The organism is Chromobacterium phragmitis (genome assembly GCF_003325475.1).
GTDB lineage: Bacteria > Pseudomonadota > Gammaproteobacteria > Burkholderiales > Chromobacteriaceae > Chromobacterium > Chromobacterium phragmitis.
Genome location: NZ_CP029495.1, coordinates 1,793,687 through 1,811,612, shown reverse-complemented (window position 1 = coordinate 1,811,612; position 17,926 = coordinate 1,793,687). Strand labels below are relative to the sequence as shown.

Sequence of the window (17,926 nt, the reverse complement as noted above, 5' to 3'; positions counted from 1 at the left end):
TGGCGGGGCTGCCCTCCGAGCAGGCAAGAGGGCTGTGCGGCTGGTTGCTTGTCGCCGTAGGGTGCGTCACCCCGGAGGGGCGACGCACCGTGGGTATCGGATGGTGTTGTATCCGCTCCGCGGATGATTGATTTTGATGGCGGGGCTGCCCGCCGAGCAGGCAAGGGGGCTGTGTCGCCAGCCCCATCGCTGAGCGAATCAACGATTCGCACGCAGACAACCCCAGGCGACCCCAACAGCGCTGCGAAACCCCGTCTCCAAATCCATTCCCAAGGCGCCGCCCAACTCGCGGGGCGCCTGGCCGGGCGATTTTTGACCGGCGCGCGCTGAAGGGGGACAGGGTGGCTATCAATTGAGCATTTGCCATAAAGCCAATAAAAAAGCGCGACCCGTTTTGGCACCGCGCTCCCGCTGGATCAGCCCGCAATCCGCCCCATCCGCTCCGCCAGCCGCAAATGGCAGGCGGAAGCCAGTTTGACCAGATCGGTATTGTTCACCGGCATCCTGCCCGGCTCGGCGATCAACTCCGCCAAGCCCTCCAGCGTGGCGACGGAGCTGGTCAGGCCGATCAGCTTGCCGTGCGGCCAGCGCTGCTTGTTGTGGCGCTCGTAATCCAAGGCCACCACCCAGCGCGAATGCTGCCAAGGCCCAGGGCCGCGCAGCACCGCCTCCATCACCGCCCGCCCCACCTGCTGCGCCGCCTCGGCGGCCAAGGCCAGCGCCAGATGCAGGCTCTCCGCCGTGGTGGCCGGCCCGCCTTCATGCAGCAAAGCCGGCCGCGTCTCCTCCTGCCACCAGCGCCGCAGCCTCCGCGCGCCGGGTTTCTTGATCCTTCTGACTACCTCGTCCAGCTCGCCTTCGGATAGGCACAGCACCGGCTCATTCTCGTCGGCCAGCAGCAATAAGCGGCCAGCGGGTGGCTCCAGCGTTGCCAGCAGATCTTCCACTTCCTGCTTCATCGAGGCGGCGATTTCGGCGGCGACAAACCAGAAACCCTCCTCGCGGCGGATGACGCGCAGCGGGAAGTTCTTGGCGTAGTCGAGGCGGAGGGGGAGGTTTACGGAGAGGTCGAGGTGGTGGTTCATGACTGGGCCTCCCCATGCGAGTTGGCCGTTGGGTAACCAGCTTGTAACTGCGCGTGGCAATGCGTTCGCGTTGAGTCAGTCGGAGGAGAAGAGTGTCTGAAAGCGCGACGCGCTTCTGGTGAGAAACGAATCATGGCCATGGTGGCCTCCTGTGCTTTGAGATGAGAAGTCCACCGTATCGGGGTGGGGGCGCTCTCAACGGCACAGACCGTCCGGGTCCTTACGGATACCCGACACCCCCCTTGATCGCAGTGGCGTGCTTGACGCACGTGTAGCGGAATGAAGGCGTAATAATACCGCCAAACTGGGCGGGTGCAGCTGTGCTTTGAGAGAACCTCCAAGCTAATCCGCCTCCATCTCCATGTCAATGTGCTAAGTATTGCTGCGTAATCAATGATTTGACTGCTAATCATTGCGGCCAAAACTTGTTGCCTTGAAGCGTTTCGGTTCCGCCCAAAGGGCGGGCCGGGGGGCTGCGCGGCCAGCCCCCCGGCACCCCCAGGCCGCCCCACACCGCGCGAAACCCCGGCCAAAAACCGCCCGGCCAGGCGCCGGCGAATTCGCGTCGCGCTGAGGGGATGGGGGGAGTTGGCTCGGTTCTGCTGGGTGTCTGCTTGAGTGATGGTGATGGGCCTCGGGGTGTGATCCGGGAAGATAGCGAGTATGGCTAAGCATTTTTACATAGGACATTTTCGAGGAAATTAGGTATACGCGAACTATGCTGTGAATATGGAGTATCCATGGGTTTTGTAGTTTAAATTATAGCCAGTAATTATTTTATAAGGTAGTTTGATTTATGGCGAACCCCCAGAGAATATTGAAGTTGATTCCAGAGAAAAGAGAAAGTCTTAGTGAGCAGTCCTCTTTAATGCTTGAGCAGAGAGTCTCACGTGATCTTGTTATTGCATTAATGGGGCCTGTTGGGTCAGGGCTTCTTGCCGTTGCAACAAGGTTGGATGATAAGCTTTGCAATTTGGGTTATAAAGTTTTTAAAATAAAAATTAGTGAATTTATTAAGGAGCGTATTGCTTCCAATTCGGTGGACGTGTCGGAGGAGTCACGTTACCTAGTTTATCAAACGGCTGGGAACGAATTGAGGAAAGAATATAAAACTGAGGTATTGGCAGAGTATGCAATTAATAAAATTGATCGGTTTCGATTGTCTTATGAGAGTGATAGTGAAAAATATGGAGAAAAGCGTTTTGCATTTATAATAGATCAAATTAAGCATCCTGATGAAATAAAGCTATTAAGGCTCGTTTACAGGAAAAATCTGTATATTTTAGGAGTGATGAGTTTACAAGAGCAGAGAGAAGCTCGTCTTTTAGAGGAGGGGGCTAAATTAGATGATATTAATGCAATTATTAGCAGAGACAAAAAGGAACCAGATGAATGGGGGCAACATCTAGAAAAAGCATTTAAAATGGCAGATTATTTCCTACAGCATCCATTTGGAAAGCCGGCTGCATTAGAAAAACAGATTGCTCGCTTTGTTGATTTAATACATGGTTCAAATTCTATTACTCCAACATCTCATGAACATGCTATGTATGTGGCTTTCTCAGCAGCAGCAAAGTCGGCTTGCCTTTCTAGACAAGTTGGTGCTTGTATTACAGATAAGTACGGAAGAGTAATTGCTATAGGTGCAAATGATGTACCAAGTCCTGGTGGCGGATTGTATTATGCTAATGGAAAAATGGATAATCGGTGCTATAAAAAAGGCATTTGTGAGAATGATAAGCAGAAAGATGAGAGACTGAATAGTATGGATGATGCTATCAAAAATGAGCTGCTGTCATTATCGTCAGAGGTGAGTGAAGAAATAAAGAATAAAATTAAAGATGAACGATGGGTAGAAAAACTATCTAATGCAGCAAAAGTAAGCTCAGGGATTCGTGACTTAATTGAGTTTTCTAGAGCGGTACACGCTGAGATGGATGCTTTAGTGTCGCTATCTAGAAGTGGCGGGGGTATGTCTCAAGACGGACTGTTATATACAACAACGTTCCCCTGTCACAATTGCGCGCGCCATATCATTGCAGCTGGTATTAAGAAAGTATATTACATTGAGCCTTATGCAAAGAGTCTTGCTATTTCATCACATCAAGATGCGATTAATGTTGTTGATTTTGAAGATGATGAAATTGAGCATGATAGTCATTCCACTAAAGTGGAGTTTATTCATTTTTCTGGAGTTGCTCCTAGGGCATTTAACGATTTGTTTTCTCGAGATTCAGGACGGAAGGATTCTACAGGGCGATTTAAAGATTATGTTGATATTCTCAACGAGGTTCCTGAAAAAGTATCAAAAGAATATCGCGATTCATATCTTGATTTTGAGACAAAAATTGCTACTATGTTTGACGCAAAATTCAATAAGTCTTGACAAGGTATTTTCTCTACAATAAAATTGTAAAAACTTAAAAAGGATACGAGAGATGAAAAAAATCTTTGAGAATCCTCTTCAACAAGCATTTGAGTTCTTTAATCAGCCTTGTGAAGACAAGAGTGTGTCTCTCTTGTCGAAACGCATAGATAATGTTATCTGTCTTAGCGATTATTTGGATAAAAGTAATAATCCTTCAGATGAATCGCTAAAGAATTTTGATCCAAATTCTGCTGAAATAACTGAAAAGATACGCCGGCGAGCGTCTTATTTGAAGTGGTAGGTACTTTCTAAGAATTAAACCAATTACCTCCCTTGTAGGACTGTGCTTGTCCATGCAGCAAGGCGCGTCACCATGCATGGGAGGCGTATCCCATGCTCCCCGTTTTTCCCGACATATCCACCAAAAGCACGAGCCAGTAAGACGGTATCGACGCGCCCCCATCCCCATCAGAGCAAGCCGGCTCCGAAGCCATTCCCAAGGTTTTAAGCCGCCGGCTGTTCGACGCGGGGCGACGTTAGCGCCCCGCTAGTTCCGGCGGCTCCTTGGGAATGGGTTTGGAGGCGGGGTTTCGCAGCGCTGCTGGGGCGGCCTGGGATTGCCAAGGGGCTGGCCGTACAGCCCCTGGCCCGTTCGCCGGGCGGAACCGGCACCAAAATCAATCGTCCGCGAAGCGGACACAAAACTATGAATGCTTATCCATTAGATAGCTATAAGAAAAATAGGATATTGATGATGTGGCCTAGAATTGTTGTAGAATCTATTTTTCTATTTCCAACAGGATATTTATATGACCTCGGCAGGGTTTGATACTAGATGTAGACATGCGCACTCTGTCGAGGAATTTAGCTATTTGTGGGATGGGTCTGAAGAAGGTTGGGTATTGTGGCGAATTCGGGATGATAGAAGCCAGATATCATTGAATTTTGATACAGCAGGTCCTTCCATCTCCCAAATTAAAATTCTAAAAAAGATAATTCCAGCATATCAAGCCTTATCAGCTTCTGAGTTGTTGAAGACATTGAGAGGGAAGTCTTGTTTGGAATTCGAAGAATTGTCTGGAAGGGAGGCAAAGGTAATAGCAGATAAATTAAAGCAAGCAGGGATGCAGTGTATTGAAAAAGTAAGTCGCCAGATTCGATATGGCTTTATTAAAAATGGAAGTATGCTCCTAACGGTTGAGAATGATCTGCTTCATCAAGCTGTGGTAGAGAGGGCGATTAAGGAATGCATGCCGATGCATGATATGGAGTCATGAAATTTCGAAGTACCAATTGATCAAAGTAATGAACGTCGTAGGCTTGGTTCTGATCATCGTCAGAGCGAATATGGACAATCGAGTGGAGCCGAACCGACGCCCCCATGTCCCCATCAGCGCAAGCCGGCTTCGAAGCCATTCCCAAGGTTTTAAGACGCCGGTTGTTCGACGCCGCGCGACGTTAGCGCGCGGCTAGTTCCGGCGGCTCCTTGGGAATGGGTTTGGAGACGGGGTTTCGCAGCGCTGCTGGGGTCGCCTAGGGGTGTCGGGGAGCTGGCGAGACAGCTCCCTGACCTGCTCGGCGGGCAGCCCCGCCATCAAAATCCATCGTCCGCGAAGCGGACACAAAACCGCGACACCACAACCGGTGCGTCGCCCCTGCGGGGTGACGTACCCTACTCTGCTCTGCTCCGCGAAAGAGTTTTCGAAAGCGGGTACGGCATGGGGGCGTCAATGAGCTAGCTTATCCACAACCATCCGCCAAATCCACTTTTATCCACAGATAAGCCCCCGCACAGCCAATACCCCGCGCAAAACAAAACGGGCAACAGCCCCATCGCCATTGCCCGTTCTCGCCTTCCCGCTCCACGAAGATGGAGCCGGCGGATCGCCCGGCCATGCCGGGCTTCCGCCCTACCTCACAACAACACCACGTCGAACTGCTCCTGGGTGTAGCTGGACTCCACCGACAGCGACACTGGCTTGCCGATGAAGTCCACCAGCATCGCCAGGCTCTGCGACTCCTCGTCCAGGAACATGTCGATCACCGACTGCGCCGCCAGGATGCGGTAGCCCTTGGCGTCGTACTGCCGCGCCTCGCGCACGATCTCGCGTTGCACCTCGTAGCACACCGTTTGCGCCGTCTTGATCTCGCCGCGGCCCTGACAGGTGGGGCAGGGCTCGCACAGGATGTGGGCCAGGCTCTCGCGGGTGCGTTTGCGGGTGATTTCCACCAGGCCCAGGCTGGTGAAGCCGTTCAGCGTCACCCGGGTGCGGTCGCGCGCCATCGCCTTGGCCAGCTCGGCCAGCACCGCCGCCTGGTGCTCGTCGTTGTCCATGTCGATGAAGTCGACGATGACGATGCCGCCCAGATTGCGCAGCCGCAGCTGGCGGGCGATCACCTGGGTGGCTTCCAGATTGGTCTTGAAGATGGTTTCGTCGAAATTGCGGTTGCCGACGAAGCCGCCGGTGTTGACGTCTATCGTCGTCATCGCTTCGGTCTGGTCGACGATCAGGTAGCCGCCGAACTTCAGATTGACGCGGCGCGCCAGCGCCTTGTCGATCTCGGCCTCGATGCCGTGCAGCTCGAACAGCGGCCGCTCGCCGGCGTAGCGCTCGATCTTGTCGACGGCGATCTGCACGTACTGCTCGGCGAACTCCACCATGCGGCCGTAGTTCTCGTTGGAGTCCACCAGCACCTTGTCGGTGTAGCCGCTGACCATGTCGCGCAGCACCCGCACCGCCAGCGGCAGGTCTTCGTACAGCAGGCTTTGCGCCGGCAGGGTCTGCGACTTCTGCCGGATGTCGGACCACAGCTTGCTGAGGTAGCCGATGTCGGCGGCCAGCTCGTCGTCGCGGGCGGTTTCGGCGCTGGTGCGGATGATGTAGCCCCGGGGGCTGTCCGCCGGCAGCAGCTTTTCCAGCCGCGCCTTCAGGCTATGGCGCTCGGCGTCGCTTTCTATCTTCTGCGACACGCCGATGTGCTCTTCCTGCGGCAGGTGCACCAGGAAGCGGCCGGCCAGCGAAATCTGCGTCGACAGCCGCGCGCCCTTGGTGCCGATCGGGTCCTTGATCACCTGCACCAGCACGGTCTGGCCTTCGAACAGCATCTTCTCGATGCGTTGCGGCTCGGTAGGGTGCTGGCGCTGCTCCAGCACGTCGGCGATGTGCAGGAAGGCGGCGCGCTCCAGGCCGATCTCGATGAAGGCGCTCTGCATGCCCGGCAGCACGCGCTTCACCTGGCCCAGGTAGATGTTGCCGACGATGCCGCGGCTGGCGGCGCGCTCCACGTGCAGTTCCTGCACCACGCCGTCTTCCAGCACCGCGACGCGGGTTTCCTGCGGCGTGATGTTGACCAGGATTTGTTCTTGCGGCCGCGGCAGATCGCGCGGCAGCGGTATCGATTGATGCAGCATGGCGCCCTCCCGGCTCATGGCAGTTCGAAGCCGAATTCGGCCAGGAGCAGGGCGGTTTCGTGCACCGGCAAGCCCATCACGCCGGTATAGCTGCCTTCTATGCGCTCGATGAAGACGCCGGCCTTGCCCTGGATGCCGTAGGCGCCCGCCTTGTCGAAGGGCTCGCCGCTGCCGATGTAGCGTTCGATCTCGGCGTCGGACAGCGCCTTGAAGCGGACGTCGGTGACCGAGGTTTTGACGAGCAGCTTGTCGCCCCGCATAACGGCGACGCTGGTGATGGCCTGGTGGCTGCGGCCGGAGAAGGCGCGCAGCATGCGGCGGGCGTCGTCGGCGTTTTCCGGCTTGCCGAAGATTTCGCCGTCCTGGGTCACCGTGGTGTCGGCAGCCAGCAGCGCCCGCTCGGGCAGGCCGCAGGAGGAAACCACGCGCCAGCCGGCCTCGGCCTTCTCGCGCGCCAGCCGCTCGGTGTAGGCGACGGCGTCCTCGCCCGGCCGCGTGGTTTCGTCTATGTCGGCATGGATGCGTTCCAGATGCAGGCCCAGCTGTTCCAGTATCTCGCGGCGGCGCGGGCTGCCGGAGGCCAGGTATATTCGGGTGTCATTGGTGCTCATGTCAGGCTGCTCGGTTGTTCTTGGGCTGCCGCCTAGGTTACCAGAGCGGCCCCCCGCCAACCATCACCGCGGCGAAACGGAAGGCCGGCAGGCGCCGGTCTCCCAGTGAATTCAATGATTTGCGCGGCGATCGATTTGGTGAACGAATGTAAGGCGCCGGCAGCATTCTGTTTTTCTGATATGCCGTTTATTTTTATCAATGCTAGTTTTATGCAAATTGGAGATATGGGCGGGGTTTGATAAACTGTAGACTTTCGCCGCCCGAATCGCCCCGCCATGTCGCAAACCAGCCTCGCCCTACGCCAGTCCAACCCGGCCACCGCCGCCGCCATCCTGCTGATTCTGTTCAACCCGCTGGGGGTGGATCTGTATCTTTCCGCGCTGCCGGCGCTGCAGCGCCATTTCCAGGCCGACGTGTCGGCCAGCATCAGCGTGTTCGTGTTCTGCCTGGGGCTGGGGCAGCTCTTGTTCGGCCCATTGGCGGACAAGATCGGCCGCCGGCCGGTGGCGCTGGGCGGCTTGCTGGTGTACGCGCTGGGCTCGGCGCTGGCCAGCCTCAGCGATTCGCTGGGCGTGTTCATGCTGGCGCGCATGCTGCAGGGCCTGGGCGCCAGCGCCAGCTCGGTGTGCGCGTTCACCATCATCCGCGATTGCTTCTCCGGCCACGCGGCGGCGCAGCGCTACAGCCTGCTCAACGGCGCGCTCAACATCGTGCCGGCGCTGGCGCCGGCGCTGGGCGGGGTGATGACCGAGCGCTACGGCTGGCAGTCCTGTTTCCTGTTCCTGGCGGTGTCGGCGCTGATCGCGCTGGCGCTGCTGGCGCGGCAGATGCCGGAAACGAGGCCGGCGCGGCAGGAAAGCGCGGCCGGGCCGGGCTTTCGCCAGGTGCTGCGCCATCCGGCGCTGCTGCGCAACGGCGCCTGCAGCTGCACCGCGCTGGGCCTGATCGTCAGCTACGTGACGCTGGCGCCTTCGGTGCTGCTGGTGAAGGAGGGCTTGTCGGCCGCCACCTTCGGCGTGCTGTTCGGCGGCAACGCGCTGCTGGTCATGGCGGCCAGCTTTGTCGGCTTGGGCCTGATCGGCAAGATGGGGCCGCGGCGGGTGTTGTTGCTGGGCCTCTGCTTCCTGCTGGCCGCCGGCGTCCTGCTGCTGGCGCTGGCCAAGCAGCCTGGCGCCTGGCACTACATGCTGCCGATCGCGGTGCTGAGCGTAGGCTTCGCGCTGACGCTGGGCCCGGCCGCGGGCCTGGCGATGGCGCCGTTCGCGGAAGCGGCGGGGCGCGCGGCCGCGCTGCTGGGCTGCGCGCAGATGCTGTTCGCGTCGGCGCTGTCGGCCGGCCTCGCGGCGCTGCCGGTGGCGGGCGAGATGGCGCTGGGCGGCGCGGTGCTGGCCTTGTCCCTGTTCTGCCTGGCGCTGCAATGGCGCGCGCCGGCGCGCGGCTGACGCCTTTCGCCGGCCGGACCGCGGCGGGGCGCGGGCCAACTGCCTGAATCGCTTGGGACATTTGCCGCGGCGCGAGTACAATCGCGGCTGTTCCCAAGATTGGCAGATTCATGAGCAAGCACATCCCGCGCAAGCGTTTCGGGCAGAATTTCCTGCAAGACGCCAGCGTCATCGCCGGCATCGTCCACGCGGTCAATCCGCAGCCGGACGACATCGTGATCGAAATCGGCCCCGGCCTGGGCGCCATCACCAAACCGCTGCTGGCCCGCCTCAAGCACCTGCACGTGGTGGAAATCGACCGCGACATCATCGAGCGGCTGCAGGCCGAGCACCCGGCCGACAAGCTGACCATCCACGCCGGCGACGCGCTGGCCTTCGATTTCGGCTCGGTCAGCGACAAGCCGCTGAAGATCGTCGGCAACCTGCCGTACAACATCTCCACTCCGCTGCTGTTCCACTTGGCGACCTACGGCAACCGCGTCACCGACATGCACTTCATGCTGCAAAAAGAGGTGATCGAACGCATGGTGGCCGTGCCGTCCACCGCCGACTACGGCCGGCTGACGGTGATGCTGCAGTACCGCTTCTACATGGAAAACATCCTGTTCGTGCCGCCGGAGGCGTTCTGGCCGCCGCCGAAGGTGGACTCCGCCGTGGTGCGGATGATCCCGGCCCCGGGCCGCTGCGGCGTCGCCCGCGACGAGGCGCTGCTGGAAAAACTGGTGACCCAGGCTTTCGGCCAACGCCGCAAAACGCTGCGCAACAACCTGAAAGGCATGGTGGACATGGCCGATCTGGAAGCGCTGGGCATCGACCCCGGCCTGCGCGCGGAAAACCTGCCGGTAGAGGATTACGTCCGCCTGGCAAACCATTTGTCTGACAAAGACATTCAATCCTGACACGTACAAAAAATAACAGCATACTGTCGGACAAGCAGAACTAAAAAGAAGATCAAGGCGCCGCCTCGAGCGGCGCCGCTTTACCCGCAAAGAGAGTCTATAAGGAGAAACCTCATGCGCATTCGCACTTCCGCCATCGTCGGATGTACCCTCGCCGCACTCGCCGCGCTGCCCGCCGGCGCCGCCGAACTGACCGGCACGCTGAAGAAGATCAAGGATTCCGGCGTGATCGTGCTGGGCAACCGCGACTCCTCCATCCCCTTCTCGTACTACGACAACAACCAGAAACCCATCGGCTATTCGGTGGACCTGGCGGGCAAGGTGGTGGACGAGGTGAAGAAGGAACTGAAGATGCCCAATCTTCAGGTGCGCTACAACCTGGTGACCTCGCAAAACCGCATCCCGCTGGTGCAGAACGGCACCGTGGACCTGGAGTGCGGCTCCACCACCAATAACGCCGAACGCGGCAAGCAGGTGGCGTTCTCCGTCGGCATCTTCGAGATCGGCACCCGCCTGTTGACCGCCAAGACCTCCGGCGTCAAGGACTTCCCGGACCTGAAGGGCAAGAACGTGGTCACCACCGCCGGCACCACTTCCGAGCGCCTGATCAAGTCGATGAACGCCAGCAAGAACATGGGTATGAACGTGATCTCGGCCAAAGACCACGGCGAGTCCTTCCTGATGCTGGAGTCCGGCCGCGCCGTCGCCTTCATGATGGACGACGCGCTGCTGTACGGCGAAATGGCCAAGGCCAAGAACCCGGCCAACTGGATCGTGACCGGCAAGTCGCAATCGTATGAAATCTACGGCTGCATGCTGCGCAAGGACGACCCGGCCTTCAAGAAGGTGGTGGACACCGCGCTGGAAAAAACCTTCAAGTCCGGCGAAGTGAACAAGATCTACGCCAAGTGGTTCACCAGCCCGGTTCCGCCCAAGGGCCTGAACCTCAACTTCCCGATGTCCGACGAGCTGAAGGCGCTGCTGGCCAAGCCGACCGACAAGCCCGCCGAATAAGCCTGCCTGGCCGCGAATGCGGCCTGAGTCCTGAATGTAGCCGCCCGTTCGCGCGGGCGGCGGCTTCACCCTGCGCGGCCGCGGCCGCCGGGGGCATCAATCGCCGCGCCGCCTCCCCGGCCGCGCGGCTGGGAGTGGTTGCATGAATTATCACTGGGACTGGGGAGTCTTCTTCAAACCCACCGGGGTCGGCAGCGAAATCTATCTGAGCTGGTTCGCTTCCGGCCTGGGCTGGACGCTGGCGGTGGCGCTGTCCGGCTGGATCGTGGCGCTCGTCGTCGGCACCGCGGTCGGCGTGGCGCGCACCTTGCCGCATCGCGGGCTGGCCGCTCTGGCCGCCGCCTATGTCGAGCTGTTCCGCAACGTGCCGTTGCTGGTGCAGTTGTTCGTCTGGTACTTCCTGGTGCCGGACCTGCTGCCCGAAGCCGCGCAGGTCTGGTTCAAACAGGACCTGGCGCCGGCCACCTCGCAATTTCTGTCCGTCGTGGTGTGCCTGGGCCTGTTCACCGCCGCGCGGGTGGCAGAGCAGGTGCGCACCGGCATCGAGGCGCTGCCCCGCGGCCAGCGCAACGCGGCGATGGCCATGGGCTTCTCGCTGGGCCAGACCTACCGCCACGTGCTGCTGCCGCAGGCTGCGCGCATCATCATCCCGCCGTTGACCAGCGAGTTTCTGAACATCATCAAGAATTCGTCGGTGGCATCGTTGATCGGCCTGATGGAATTGTTGGCGCAAACCAAGCAGACGGCTGAATTTTCCGCCAACCTGTTCGAGGCCTTCACCCTGTCCACCATCATCTATTTCACGCTCAACATGAGCCTGATGCTGATGATGAACGCGCTGGAGAAGAAACTCAGGGTGCCCGGCATGATGGGAGGCAAATAATGGATTTCAGCCAAATCATCCCGGCGCTGCCGGGCCTGTCGCAGGGCATGCTGCTGACCTTGAAGATGACGCTGGGCGGCGTGGTGGGCGGCGTGGCGCTGGGCATTTTCCTGGCGCTGGCGCGGCTGTCCGACGTTAAGCCCTTGTCGGCGCTGGCCAAGTTCTACATCTATTACTTCCGCTCCATTCCGCTGCTGCTGGTGATCTCCTGGTTCTACCTGGCGGTGCCCATGCTGCTGAACTGGATCACCGGCAACCTGGAGCCTGTCGGCGCCTTCACCTCCTGCCTGGTGGCCTTCGTGATGTTCGAGGCGGCGTACTTCGCCGAGATCGTCCGCGCCGGCATCCAGGCGATCCCCAAGGGCCAGGCCGGCGCCGCCTACGCGCTGGGCATGCGCTACCACCAGGTGATGGCGCTGGTGGTGCTGCCGCAGGCCTTGCGCAAGATGTTGCCGCTGCTCTTGCAGCAGTCCATCATCCTGTTCCAGGACACCTCGCTGGTATACGCTGTCGGCTTGATGGACTTTCTGAATACCGCCCGCTCCAAGGGCGACATCGTCGGCCTGCCGCACGAATTCCTGATATTCGCCGGCATGGTCTACTTCGTAATCAGTTTCGGCGCCTCCCGCCTGGTGAAGCGCCTGCAACAAAGGTTGGCTGTATGACTGCAATGATTGCGCTGAACAAGGTCAGCAAATGGTATGGCGACTTCCAGGTGCTGACCGACTGCACCACCCAGGTCGCCAAGGGCGAAGTGGTGGTGGTGTGCGGGCCGTCCGGCTCCGGCAAGTCCACCCTGATCAAGTGCGTGAACGCGCTGGAGCCGTTCCAGCAGGGCGAGATCGTCGTCGACGGCATTTCGGTCGGCGATCCGAAAACCGACCTGCCCAAGCTGCGCTCGCGCGTCGGCATGGTGTTCCAGCATTTCGAGCTGTTCCCGCACCTGTCCATCACCGAGAACCTGGCCATCGCCCAGATCAAGGTGCTGGGCCGCAATCGCGACGAGGCGATGGCCAAGGGCCTGAAGCTGCTGGACCGCGTGGGCCTCAGGGCGCACGCCGACAAGCATCCCGGCCAGCTGTCCGGCGGCCAGCAGCAGCGGGTGGCCATCGCCCGCGCGCTGGCGATGGACCCGATCGCCATGCTGTTCGACGAGCCCACCAGCGCGCTGGACCCGGAGATGATCAACGAGGTGCTGGACGTGATGACCGAGCTGGCGCACGAGGGCATGACCATGATGTGCGTGACCCACGAGATGGGCTTCGCCCGCCGCGTGGCGGACCGGGTGATCTTCATGGACCAGGGCCGCATCGTCGAGGACTGCAAGAAGGATGAGTTCTTCGGCGATCTGGATGCCCGCAGCGAGCGCGCGCGCCATTTCCTGTCCAAGATCCTGCAGCACTGAGCGGCCATCCGGCCATAAAAAAGCCCGCGCCATGGCGCGGGCTTTTCACTATCCGGCGGACTTGGGGAGAGGGCGAGCTTTTTTGCAACAGCGGCGGCTGGGAATGGCGATAAAAGCGCCGCGCCTGGCGCTTAGGCACTAGCATTGCTGAAAACATTTCCAAGCAAATGCCGTGAAGAAACTGATCGCCCTGCTATTGCTGTGCCTGGCGTTCCAGCCCGCGCTGGCGAGCGCGCGCGAGCTGGTGTTCGCCTACAATCTGTTCGAGCCGTGGAAGCGGCTGGACGCGCATGGCCAGCCGGCGGGGCCGTACACCGAGATCGTGCGCGCGCTGGCCGGACGGCTGAAGCTGCCGCTGCGCTTTCTGCAATGCCCGCTGCCGCGCTGTCTGTCCGCGATGCGGCAGGGGCGCGCCGATCTGATGATAGGCGTGAGGCCGACGCCGGAGCGCCTGGCCTATCTGGATTTCCTGGAGCCGCCCTTCGCCAGCAGCAACCACCTGGTGTTTTACCAGCGCCGCGGCGATCCGCGCGCGCTCGCCCGCTACGATGACCTGTTGCCGTTGACGGTGGGCGTGGCGGAGGGCGTGAGCTACGAGGCGGGCTTCGATCGCGACCTCCGCATCCGCCGCGACGCCAGCCCGGGCATGGAGTCCGGTTTCCGCAAGCTGGCTGCCGGCCGCGTCGACGCGCTGATCGTCAACGCGAGCCAGGGCGCGGCGCTGGCCACTCGGCCGGAGTTCGCCGGGCGGGTGACGCGCGCGCCGCTGACGCTGGACGACCGCCATCCCAACCGGCTGGCGCTGGCGCGGCGCTCGCCGCTGCGAGCCGACAAGGCTCGCATCGAACAGGCCTTGCGCGGCATGATGGCGGACGGCAGCGTCGCCCGCATCCTGGCCGCCGCGGGCAGATAGGGAGAATCCGGGCTGGCCGCGCGCGGTGTCGGCTGGCATAGTAGGGTTTTCGCACCCTCACCGCAGGACGTTACGCCATGCAAGACTCGCACGCTTGGTCCGGCCGTTTTTCCGAGCCGGTTTCCGAACTCGTCAAGCACTACACCGCTTCCATCGGTTTCGACTACCGACTGGCCGAAGTGGACATCGAAGGCTCGCTGGCCCACGCCGCGATGCTGAACCGATCCGGCGTGCTCAGCGACGCCGATCTGGAAGCGATCCGACGAGGCATGGCGGACATCCGCGACGAGATCCGCGCCGGCCGGCTAGAGTGGAGCGTGGACCTGGAAGACGTGCACATGAACATCGAACGCCGGCTGACCGACCGCATCGGCGACGCCGGCAAACGCCTTCACACCGGCCGCAGCCGCAACGATCAGGTGGCCACCGACATCCGGCTGTGGCTGCGCGGCGAGATCGACGCCACCGTCCACCTGTTGGGCGATCTGCAAGAGAGCCTGCTGGATCTGGCCGAACAACACGCCGCCACCGTGATGCCCGGCTTCACCCATCTGCAGGTGGCGCAACCGGTCACCTTCGGCCACCACCTGCTGGCTTATGTGGAGATGCTGGCCCGCGACGCCGAGCGGATGCAGGACTGCCGCAAGCGCGTCAACCGCCTGCCGCTGGGCGCGGCGGCGCTGGCCGGCACCACCTACCCGATAGACCGCCACTACACCGCCGGCCTGCTGGGCTTCGATGACGTCTGCCACAACTCGCTGGACGCGGTGTCCGATCGCGACTTCGCCATCGAATTCACCGCTGCCGCCAGCCTGGCCATGCTCCACCTGTCGCGGCTGTCGGAGGAGCTGATCCTGTGGATGAGCCCGCGCGTCGGCTTCATCGACATCGCCGACCGCTTCTGCACCGGCTCGTCCATCATGCCGCAGAAGAAAAACCCGGACGTGCCGGAGCTGGTGCGCGGCAAGTCCGGCCGCGTCGTCGGCCACCTGATCGCGCTGATCACGTTGATGAAGGCGCAGCCGCTGGCCTACAACAAGGATAATCAGGAGGATAAGGAGCCGCTGTTCGACACGGTGGACACGCTGCAGACCACGCTGCGCATCTACGCCGACATGATGCGCGGCGTGACGGTGAAGCCGGAGGCGATGCGAGCCGCCGTGCTGCAGGGCTACGCCACCGCGACCGACCTGGCCGACTATCTGGTCAAGAGAGGCCTGCCGTTCCGCGACAGCCACGAGGTGGTGGCGCTGGCGGTGCGCCACGCCGAGACGCAGGGCGTGGATCTGGCCGACCTGCCGCTAGCCAAGCTGCGCGAGTTCTCGTCGCTGATCGAGGACGATGTGTTCGCCGTGCTGACGCCGGAGGGCAGCCTGGCCCAGCGCGACCATGTCGGCGGCACCGCCCCGGCCCAGGTCAAAGCGCAGATCGCCCGCCATCGGGGCCGCCTGGGCTGAGCCATCTCGGACCGCGCGCGAACCCTCCTGCGGGAGGGTTTATTTTTTGGTTTAAAATAAACTTATTATTTAAAATCAATTATCAATTCCGCATGTGTGGAATTGCCGCGCGGAGAGCCGATGAATCCCCTGCAGCCACGTCGTCGCCATCGTCTGTCCCATGTGTTGTTCGCCTTGCTGGTGGCGGCGTTGCCGCTCGCCGCGACCGTTCCCACCCTGCTATGGCAAGAGCGGCAGGACTTGCAGGCGAACGCGCGGCAGCAGGTGAGCCAGGCGATGGAACTGGTGGAGGGCATTTTGGACCAGGCCGACCATGCGGCGCGCGTCTTGCTGCCGCTGGCGGGCGGCCCCTGCGAGCAGGCGGTGTACCCGCTGCGCCGCCAGGTGGCGGTGGCGCCATTTGTCCGCAGCGCCGCGTTATTGATCAAGGACAGGGTCTACTGTTCTGCCTTGAGCGGCAGCACCGACTGGGCGCTGCCGCGGCGGGATTTCGTGGATGGCCGCATCCAGCTGCTGGCCGGCAACTCGGTCACGCCCGACGTGCCGCTGCTGTATTACCGCGTGAACGGCAAGCGCGGCGACGCGGTGGCGGCTGTGGACGGCCGCTATCTGCAGCTGGCGCTGCAGGACGCCAGCGACAACGATCCGGTGCTGCTGCAGGTGGGCGGCCTCTGGTTGGGCCCGCATCAGGTGGGAACCGGCCAGCCTCCCGCCAACTGGCAGCAGCAGGTCGTCCGCCGCTCTGGCCGCTATCCGTTCCTGATCCGCTCAGGCTATGACATTCCGCCCTGGCACCGCCTGCTGTGGGCGCGCCACGCGCTGCTGGCCGCGGTGCTGTTCCTGCTGGGCCTGCTTGCCGGCGGCACGCTGTACTGGCTGCTGAGCCGTCCCGCCTCCTTCACCGGCGAGTTGCGGCGAGCGTTGGCCAATGATGAATTCGTCGGCTATCTGCAGCCCTTGGTGCGGCCGGGCATGGCCGACTGGCGCGGCGCCGAGGTGTTGATGCGTTGGGATCATCCGCGCGAGGGGTTGATCCGTCCGGACCTCTTCATTCCCCGCGCCGAGGAAAGCGGGCTGATCGTCGAGATGACGCGACGGATGATGGATGCGGTGATCGCCAAAGTGGCCAAGCTGTCGCTGCCCGAGGATTTCCATCTTGGCGTCAACATCAGTCCCGCCCACCTGCGCGAGGGCAACCTGATCCGCGATTGCCGCCGCTGGCTGGACCGGCTGGCCGGCAGCGGCGCGGTCCTGGCGCTGGAGCTGACCGAGCGAGAGATGGTGGAAATCACGCCCGAGGTGGAAGCGCTGTTCCACAGCCTGGACCAGATGGGCGTCAAGGTGGCGCTGGACGATTTCGGCACCGGCCATTCCAGCCTGGTCTACCTGCAGCAATTGACGGTCGACGGCTTGAAGATAGACCAGAGCTTCGTCGCCGGCATCGGCAGCGACGGCTTGTCCGCCCACATCGTCGACAGCGTGGCGGAACTGGCGGCCAAGCTGGGCCTGGCGACGGTGGCGGAGGGCGTGGAAACGGCGGAACAGTACGATTATCTGAGCCGGCTAGGCGTGCGCTGGCTGCAGGGCTTCTACATCGCCCGGCCGATGCCGCTGGACGAGTTCGTCCGCCGCATGCGCCAGGGCGGCACCTGGCAGCGCTGAGCGGCGCTGCGGCGAACATGCCGCATGGGAAGACTGACCAGCTCAGCGCCGCGGCGCTTATCCCACGCAGAAACCATGAACCCGAAAACCATAGGCATCGCCGGCGTCACCGTGCCCGGCGCCGTAGACTGCCTGTCCAAGACGCACCGCCTGTGCGCGGCGCGCTTTCCCGCCCACCACCATCCGCGCTTCGTGCTGGACCAGTCCGACTTCGGCGTGGTGCACCAGGCGCAGGACGATGACCGCTGGGACCGGGTGGCGGACTCCATCGTCGGCTCGCTCGAACGCTTGGCCGGCACCGGGGCCGAACTGGCGGTGATCCCGGCCAACACCGTGCATTTGGTGGTGGACGACATCCGCGCGCGCTCGCCGATTCCGTTGATCAGCATGCTGGACGTGGTGGCCGAGGCCTGCGCCGCGCGCGGCCTGAAGCAAGTGGCGATACTCGGCACCCGCTGGACCATGGCGCGCCGGCTGTATCAGGCGCCGCTGGCCGCCCGCGGCATCACGGAAGTCATCCCGGACGAAGCGCAACAGGCGCTGATCCAAAACGCGATCTTCGCCGAACTGGTACCCACCGGCGGCGCCAGCGAAGCCACCGTGGCCGCATTGCTGCAAGTAGTCGGGGCGATGAAGGTCCAAGGCTGCGACGGCGTGGCGCTGGCCTGCACCGAGTTGCCGCTGGTGTTGAACAACGCCAACTGCGGCGTGCCGGCGATCGACACCACCCTGGTCCTGGCCGAGGCCGCGTTGGCGGCCGCCTGCGCGTAGCGC

Annotated in this window: 16 protein-coding genes; 13 read left to right on the top strand and 3 right to left on the bottom strand. The window is 61.5% G+C overall.

Going from position 1 to position 17,926, the window contains the following annotated elements; translation table 11 throughout:
- Positions 1-416 precede the first annotated feature (416 nt).
- A complete protein-coding gene (locus DK842_RS08590) occupies positions 417-1,085 on the bottom strand; it encodes a BRO-N domain-containing protein (RefSeq protein ID WP_114061086.1) in 669 nt (222 codons plus the stop codon).
- Positions 1,086-1,881: 796 nt separating this feature from the next.
- Between DK842_RS08590 and DK842_RS08585 the strand changes: the two genes are divergently transcribed.
- The 3 genes from DK842_RS08585 (at position 1,882) to DK842_RS22945 (ending at position 4,730) form a co-directional block, all read left to right on the top strand.
- Positions 1,882-3,471: an anti-phage dCTP deaminase gene (locus tag DK842_RS08585; RefSeq protein ID WP_114061085.1), complete on the top strand. Its 1,590-nt coding sequence runs from the start codon at positions 1,882-1,884 to the stop codon at positions 3,469-3,471.
- Between the two features lie 52 nt (positions 3,472-3,523).
- The gene (locus tag DK842_RS22950; RefSeq protein WP_145963997.1) at positions 3,524-3,754 is read left to right on the top strand and encodes a hypothetical protein; all 231 of its coding nucleotides are present in this window, start codon (positions 3,524-3,526) and stop codon (positions 3,752-3,754) included.
- Between the two features lie 508 nt (positions 3,755-4,262).
- Positions 4,263-4,730 (top strand): hypothetical protein, encoded by a 468-nt coding sequence (locus DK842_RS22945; protein ID WP_145963996.1) that lies wholly within the window; start codon positions 4,263-4,265, stop codon positions 4,728-4,730.
- 638 nt (positions 4,731-5,368) lie between these two features.
- Here DK842_RS22945 and rng read toward each other — a convergent pair.
- Together rng and DK842_RS08575 are read right to left on the bottom strand one after the other, a co-directional pair.
- Complete coding sequence (gene rng, locus DK842_RS08580) at positions 5,369-6,865, bottom strand: ribonuclease G (protein ID WP_114063682.1); 1,497 nt, start codon at positions 6,863-6,865, stop codon at positions 5,369-5,371.
- A 14-nt stretch (positions 6,866-6,879) separates the two neighbouring features.
- Positions 6,880-7,476, bottom strand: coding sequence for a Maf family protein (locus tag DK842_RS08575; protein WP_114061084.1), 597 nt, complete (start codon positions 7,474-7,476; stop codon positions 6,880-6,882).
- Positions 7,477-7,752: 276 nt separating this feature from the next.
- On the opposite strand from DK842_RS08575, the gene DK842_RS08570 reads away from it, so the two are divergent.
- The 10 genes from DK842_RS08570 (at position 7,753) to DK842_RS08525 (ending at position 17,923) form a co-directional block, all read left to right on the top strand.
- Positions 7,753-8,919 (top strand): Bcr/CflA family efflux MFS transporter, encoded by a 1,167-nt coding sequence (locus tag DK842_RS08570; RefSeq protein WP_114061083.1) that lies wholly within the window; start codon positions 7,753-7,755, stop codon positions 8,917-8,919.
- Positions 8,920-9,029: 110 nt separating this feature from the next.
- Positions 9,030-9,818, top strand: coding sequence for a 16S rRNA (adenine(1518)-N(6)/adenine(1519)-N(6))-dimethyltransferase RsmA (gene rsmA / locus DK842_RS08565; RefSeq protein ID WP_114061082.1), 789 nt, complete (start codon positions 9,030-9,032; stop codon positions 9,816-9,818).
- Between the two features lie 114 nt (positions 9,819-9,932).
- Entirely contained in the window at positions 9,933-10,832 is a 900-nt protein-coding gene (locus tag DK842_RS08560) for a glutamate/aspartate ABC transporter substrate-binding protein (RefSeq protein ID WP_114061081.1), read from the top strand.
- A 142-nt stretch (positions 10,833-10,974) separates the two neighbouring features.
- On the top strand, positions 10,975-11,715 hold the full coding sequence (locus tag DK842_RS08555; protein WP_114061080.1) for an amino acid ABC transporter permease: 741 nt from the start codon (positions 10,975-10,977) through the stop codon (positions 11,713-11,715).
- Positions 11,715-12,380, top strand: coding sequence for an amino acid ABC transporter permease (locus DK842_RS08550; RefSeq protein WP_114061079.1), 666 nt, complete (start codon positions 11,715-11,717; stop codon positions 12,378-12,380). Before DK842_RS08555 ends, DK842_RS08550 begins: the two co-directional genes overlap by 1 nt.
- Positions 12,381-12,385: 5 nt before the next feature.
- Positions 12,386-13,120 carry an amino acid ABC transporter ATP-binding protein gene (locus tag DK842_RS08545; protein ID WP_114061078.1) on the top strand — a complete coding sequence of 245 codons (735 nt, stop codon included), beginning with the start codon at positions 12,386-12,388 and terminating at the stop codon, positions 13,118-13,120.
- 172 nt (positions 13,121-13,292) lie between these two features.
- Complete coding sequence (locus tag DK842_RS08540; RefSeq protein WP_114061077.1) at positions 13,293-14,033, top strand: substrate-binding periplasmic protein; 741 nt, start codon at positions 13,293-13,295, stop codon at positions 14,031-14,033.
- 77 nt (positions 14,034-14,110) lie between these two features.
- Positions 14,111-15,490, top strand: a complete 1,380-nt coding sequence (gene argH / locus DK842_RS08535) for an argininosuccinate lyase (RefSeq protein ID WP_114061076.1) — start codon at positions 14,111-14,113, stop codon at positions 15,488-15,490.
- 120 nt (positions 15,491-15,610) lie between these two features.
- The gene (locus tag DK842_RS08530; protein ID WP_114061075.1) at positions 15,611-17,152 is read left to right on the top strand and encodes an EAL domain-containing protein; all 1,542 of its coding nucleotides are present in this window, start codon (positions 15,611-15,613) and stop codon (positions 17,150-17,152) included.
- 75 nt (positions 17,153-17,227) lie between these two features.
- Positions 17,228-17,923, top strand: a complete 696-nt coding sequence (locus DK842_RS08525; protein ID WP_168194853.1) for an aspartate/glutamate racemase family protein — start codon at positions 17,228-17,230, stop codon at positions 17,921-17,923.
- Positions 17,924-17,926 lie beyond the last annotated feature (3 nt).

Excerpts from the sequence above, each read along its gene's own strand:
- DK842_RS08570 (WP_114061083.1), top strand. The coding sequence starts at position 7,753 with ATGTCGCAAACCAGCCTCGCCCTACGCCAGTCCAACCCGGCCACCGCC.
- DK842_RS22950 (WP_145963997.1), top strand. The coding sequence starts at position 3,524 with ATGAAAAAAATCTTTGAGAATCCTCTTCAACAAGCATTTGAGTTCTTT.
- DK842_RS08555 (WP_114061080.1), top strand. The coding sequence starts at position 10,975 with ATGAATTATCACTGGGACTGGGGAGTCTTCTTCAAACCCACCGGGGTC.
- DK842_RS22945 (WP_145963996.1), top strand. The coding sequence starts at position 4,263 with ATGACCTCGGCAGGGTTTGATACTAGATGTAGACATGCGCACTCTGTC.
- rsmA (WP_114061082.1), top strand. The coding sequence starts at position 9,030 with ATGAGCAAGCACATCCCGCGCAAGCGTTTCGGGCAGAATTTCCTGCAA.
- DK842_RS08575 (WP_114061084.1), bottom strand. The coding sequence starts at position 7,476 with ATGAGCACCAATGACACCCGAATATACCTGGCCTCCGGCAGCCCGCGC.
- DK842_RS08590 (WP_114061086.1), bottom strand. The coding sequence starts at position 1,085 with ATGAACCACCACCTCGACCTCTCCGTAAACCTCCCCCTCCGCCTCGAC.
- rng (WP_114063682.1), bottom strand. The coding sequence starts at position 6,865 with ATGCTGCATCAATCGATACCGCTGCCGCGCGATCTGCCGCGGCCGCAA.
- DK842_RS08525 (WP_168194853.1), top strand. The coding sequence starts at position 17,228 with ATGAACCCGAAAACCATAGGCATCGCCGGCGTCACCGTGCCCGGCGCC.
- DK842_RS08545 (WP_114061078.1), top strand. The coding sequence starts at position 12,386 with ATGATTGCGCTGAACAAGGTCAGCAAATGGTATGGCGACTTCCAGGTG.
- DK842_RS08585 (WP_114061085.1), top strand. The coding sequence starts at position 1,882 with ATGGCGAACCCCCAGAGAATATTGAAGTTGATTCCAGAGAAAAGAGAA.
- argH (WP_114061076.1), top strand. The coding sequence starts at position 14,111 with ATGCAAGACTCGCACGCTTGGTCCGGCCGTTTTTCCGAGCCGGTTTCC.
- DK842_RS08530 (WP_114061075.1), top strand. The coding sequence starts at position 15,611 with ATGAATCCCCTGCAGCCACGTCGTCGCCATCGTCTGTCCCATGTGTTG.
- DK842_RS08560 (WP_114061081.1), top strand. The coding sequence starts at position 9,933 with ATGCGCATTCGCACTTCCGCCATCGTCGGATGTACCCTCGCCGCACTC.
- DK842_RS08550 (WP_114061079.1), top strand. The coding sequence starts at position 11,715 with ATGGATTTCAGCCAAATCATCCCGGCGCTGCCGGGCCTGTCGCAGGGC.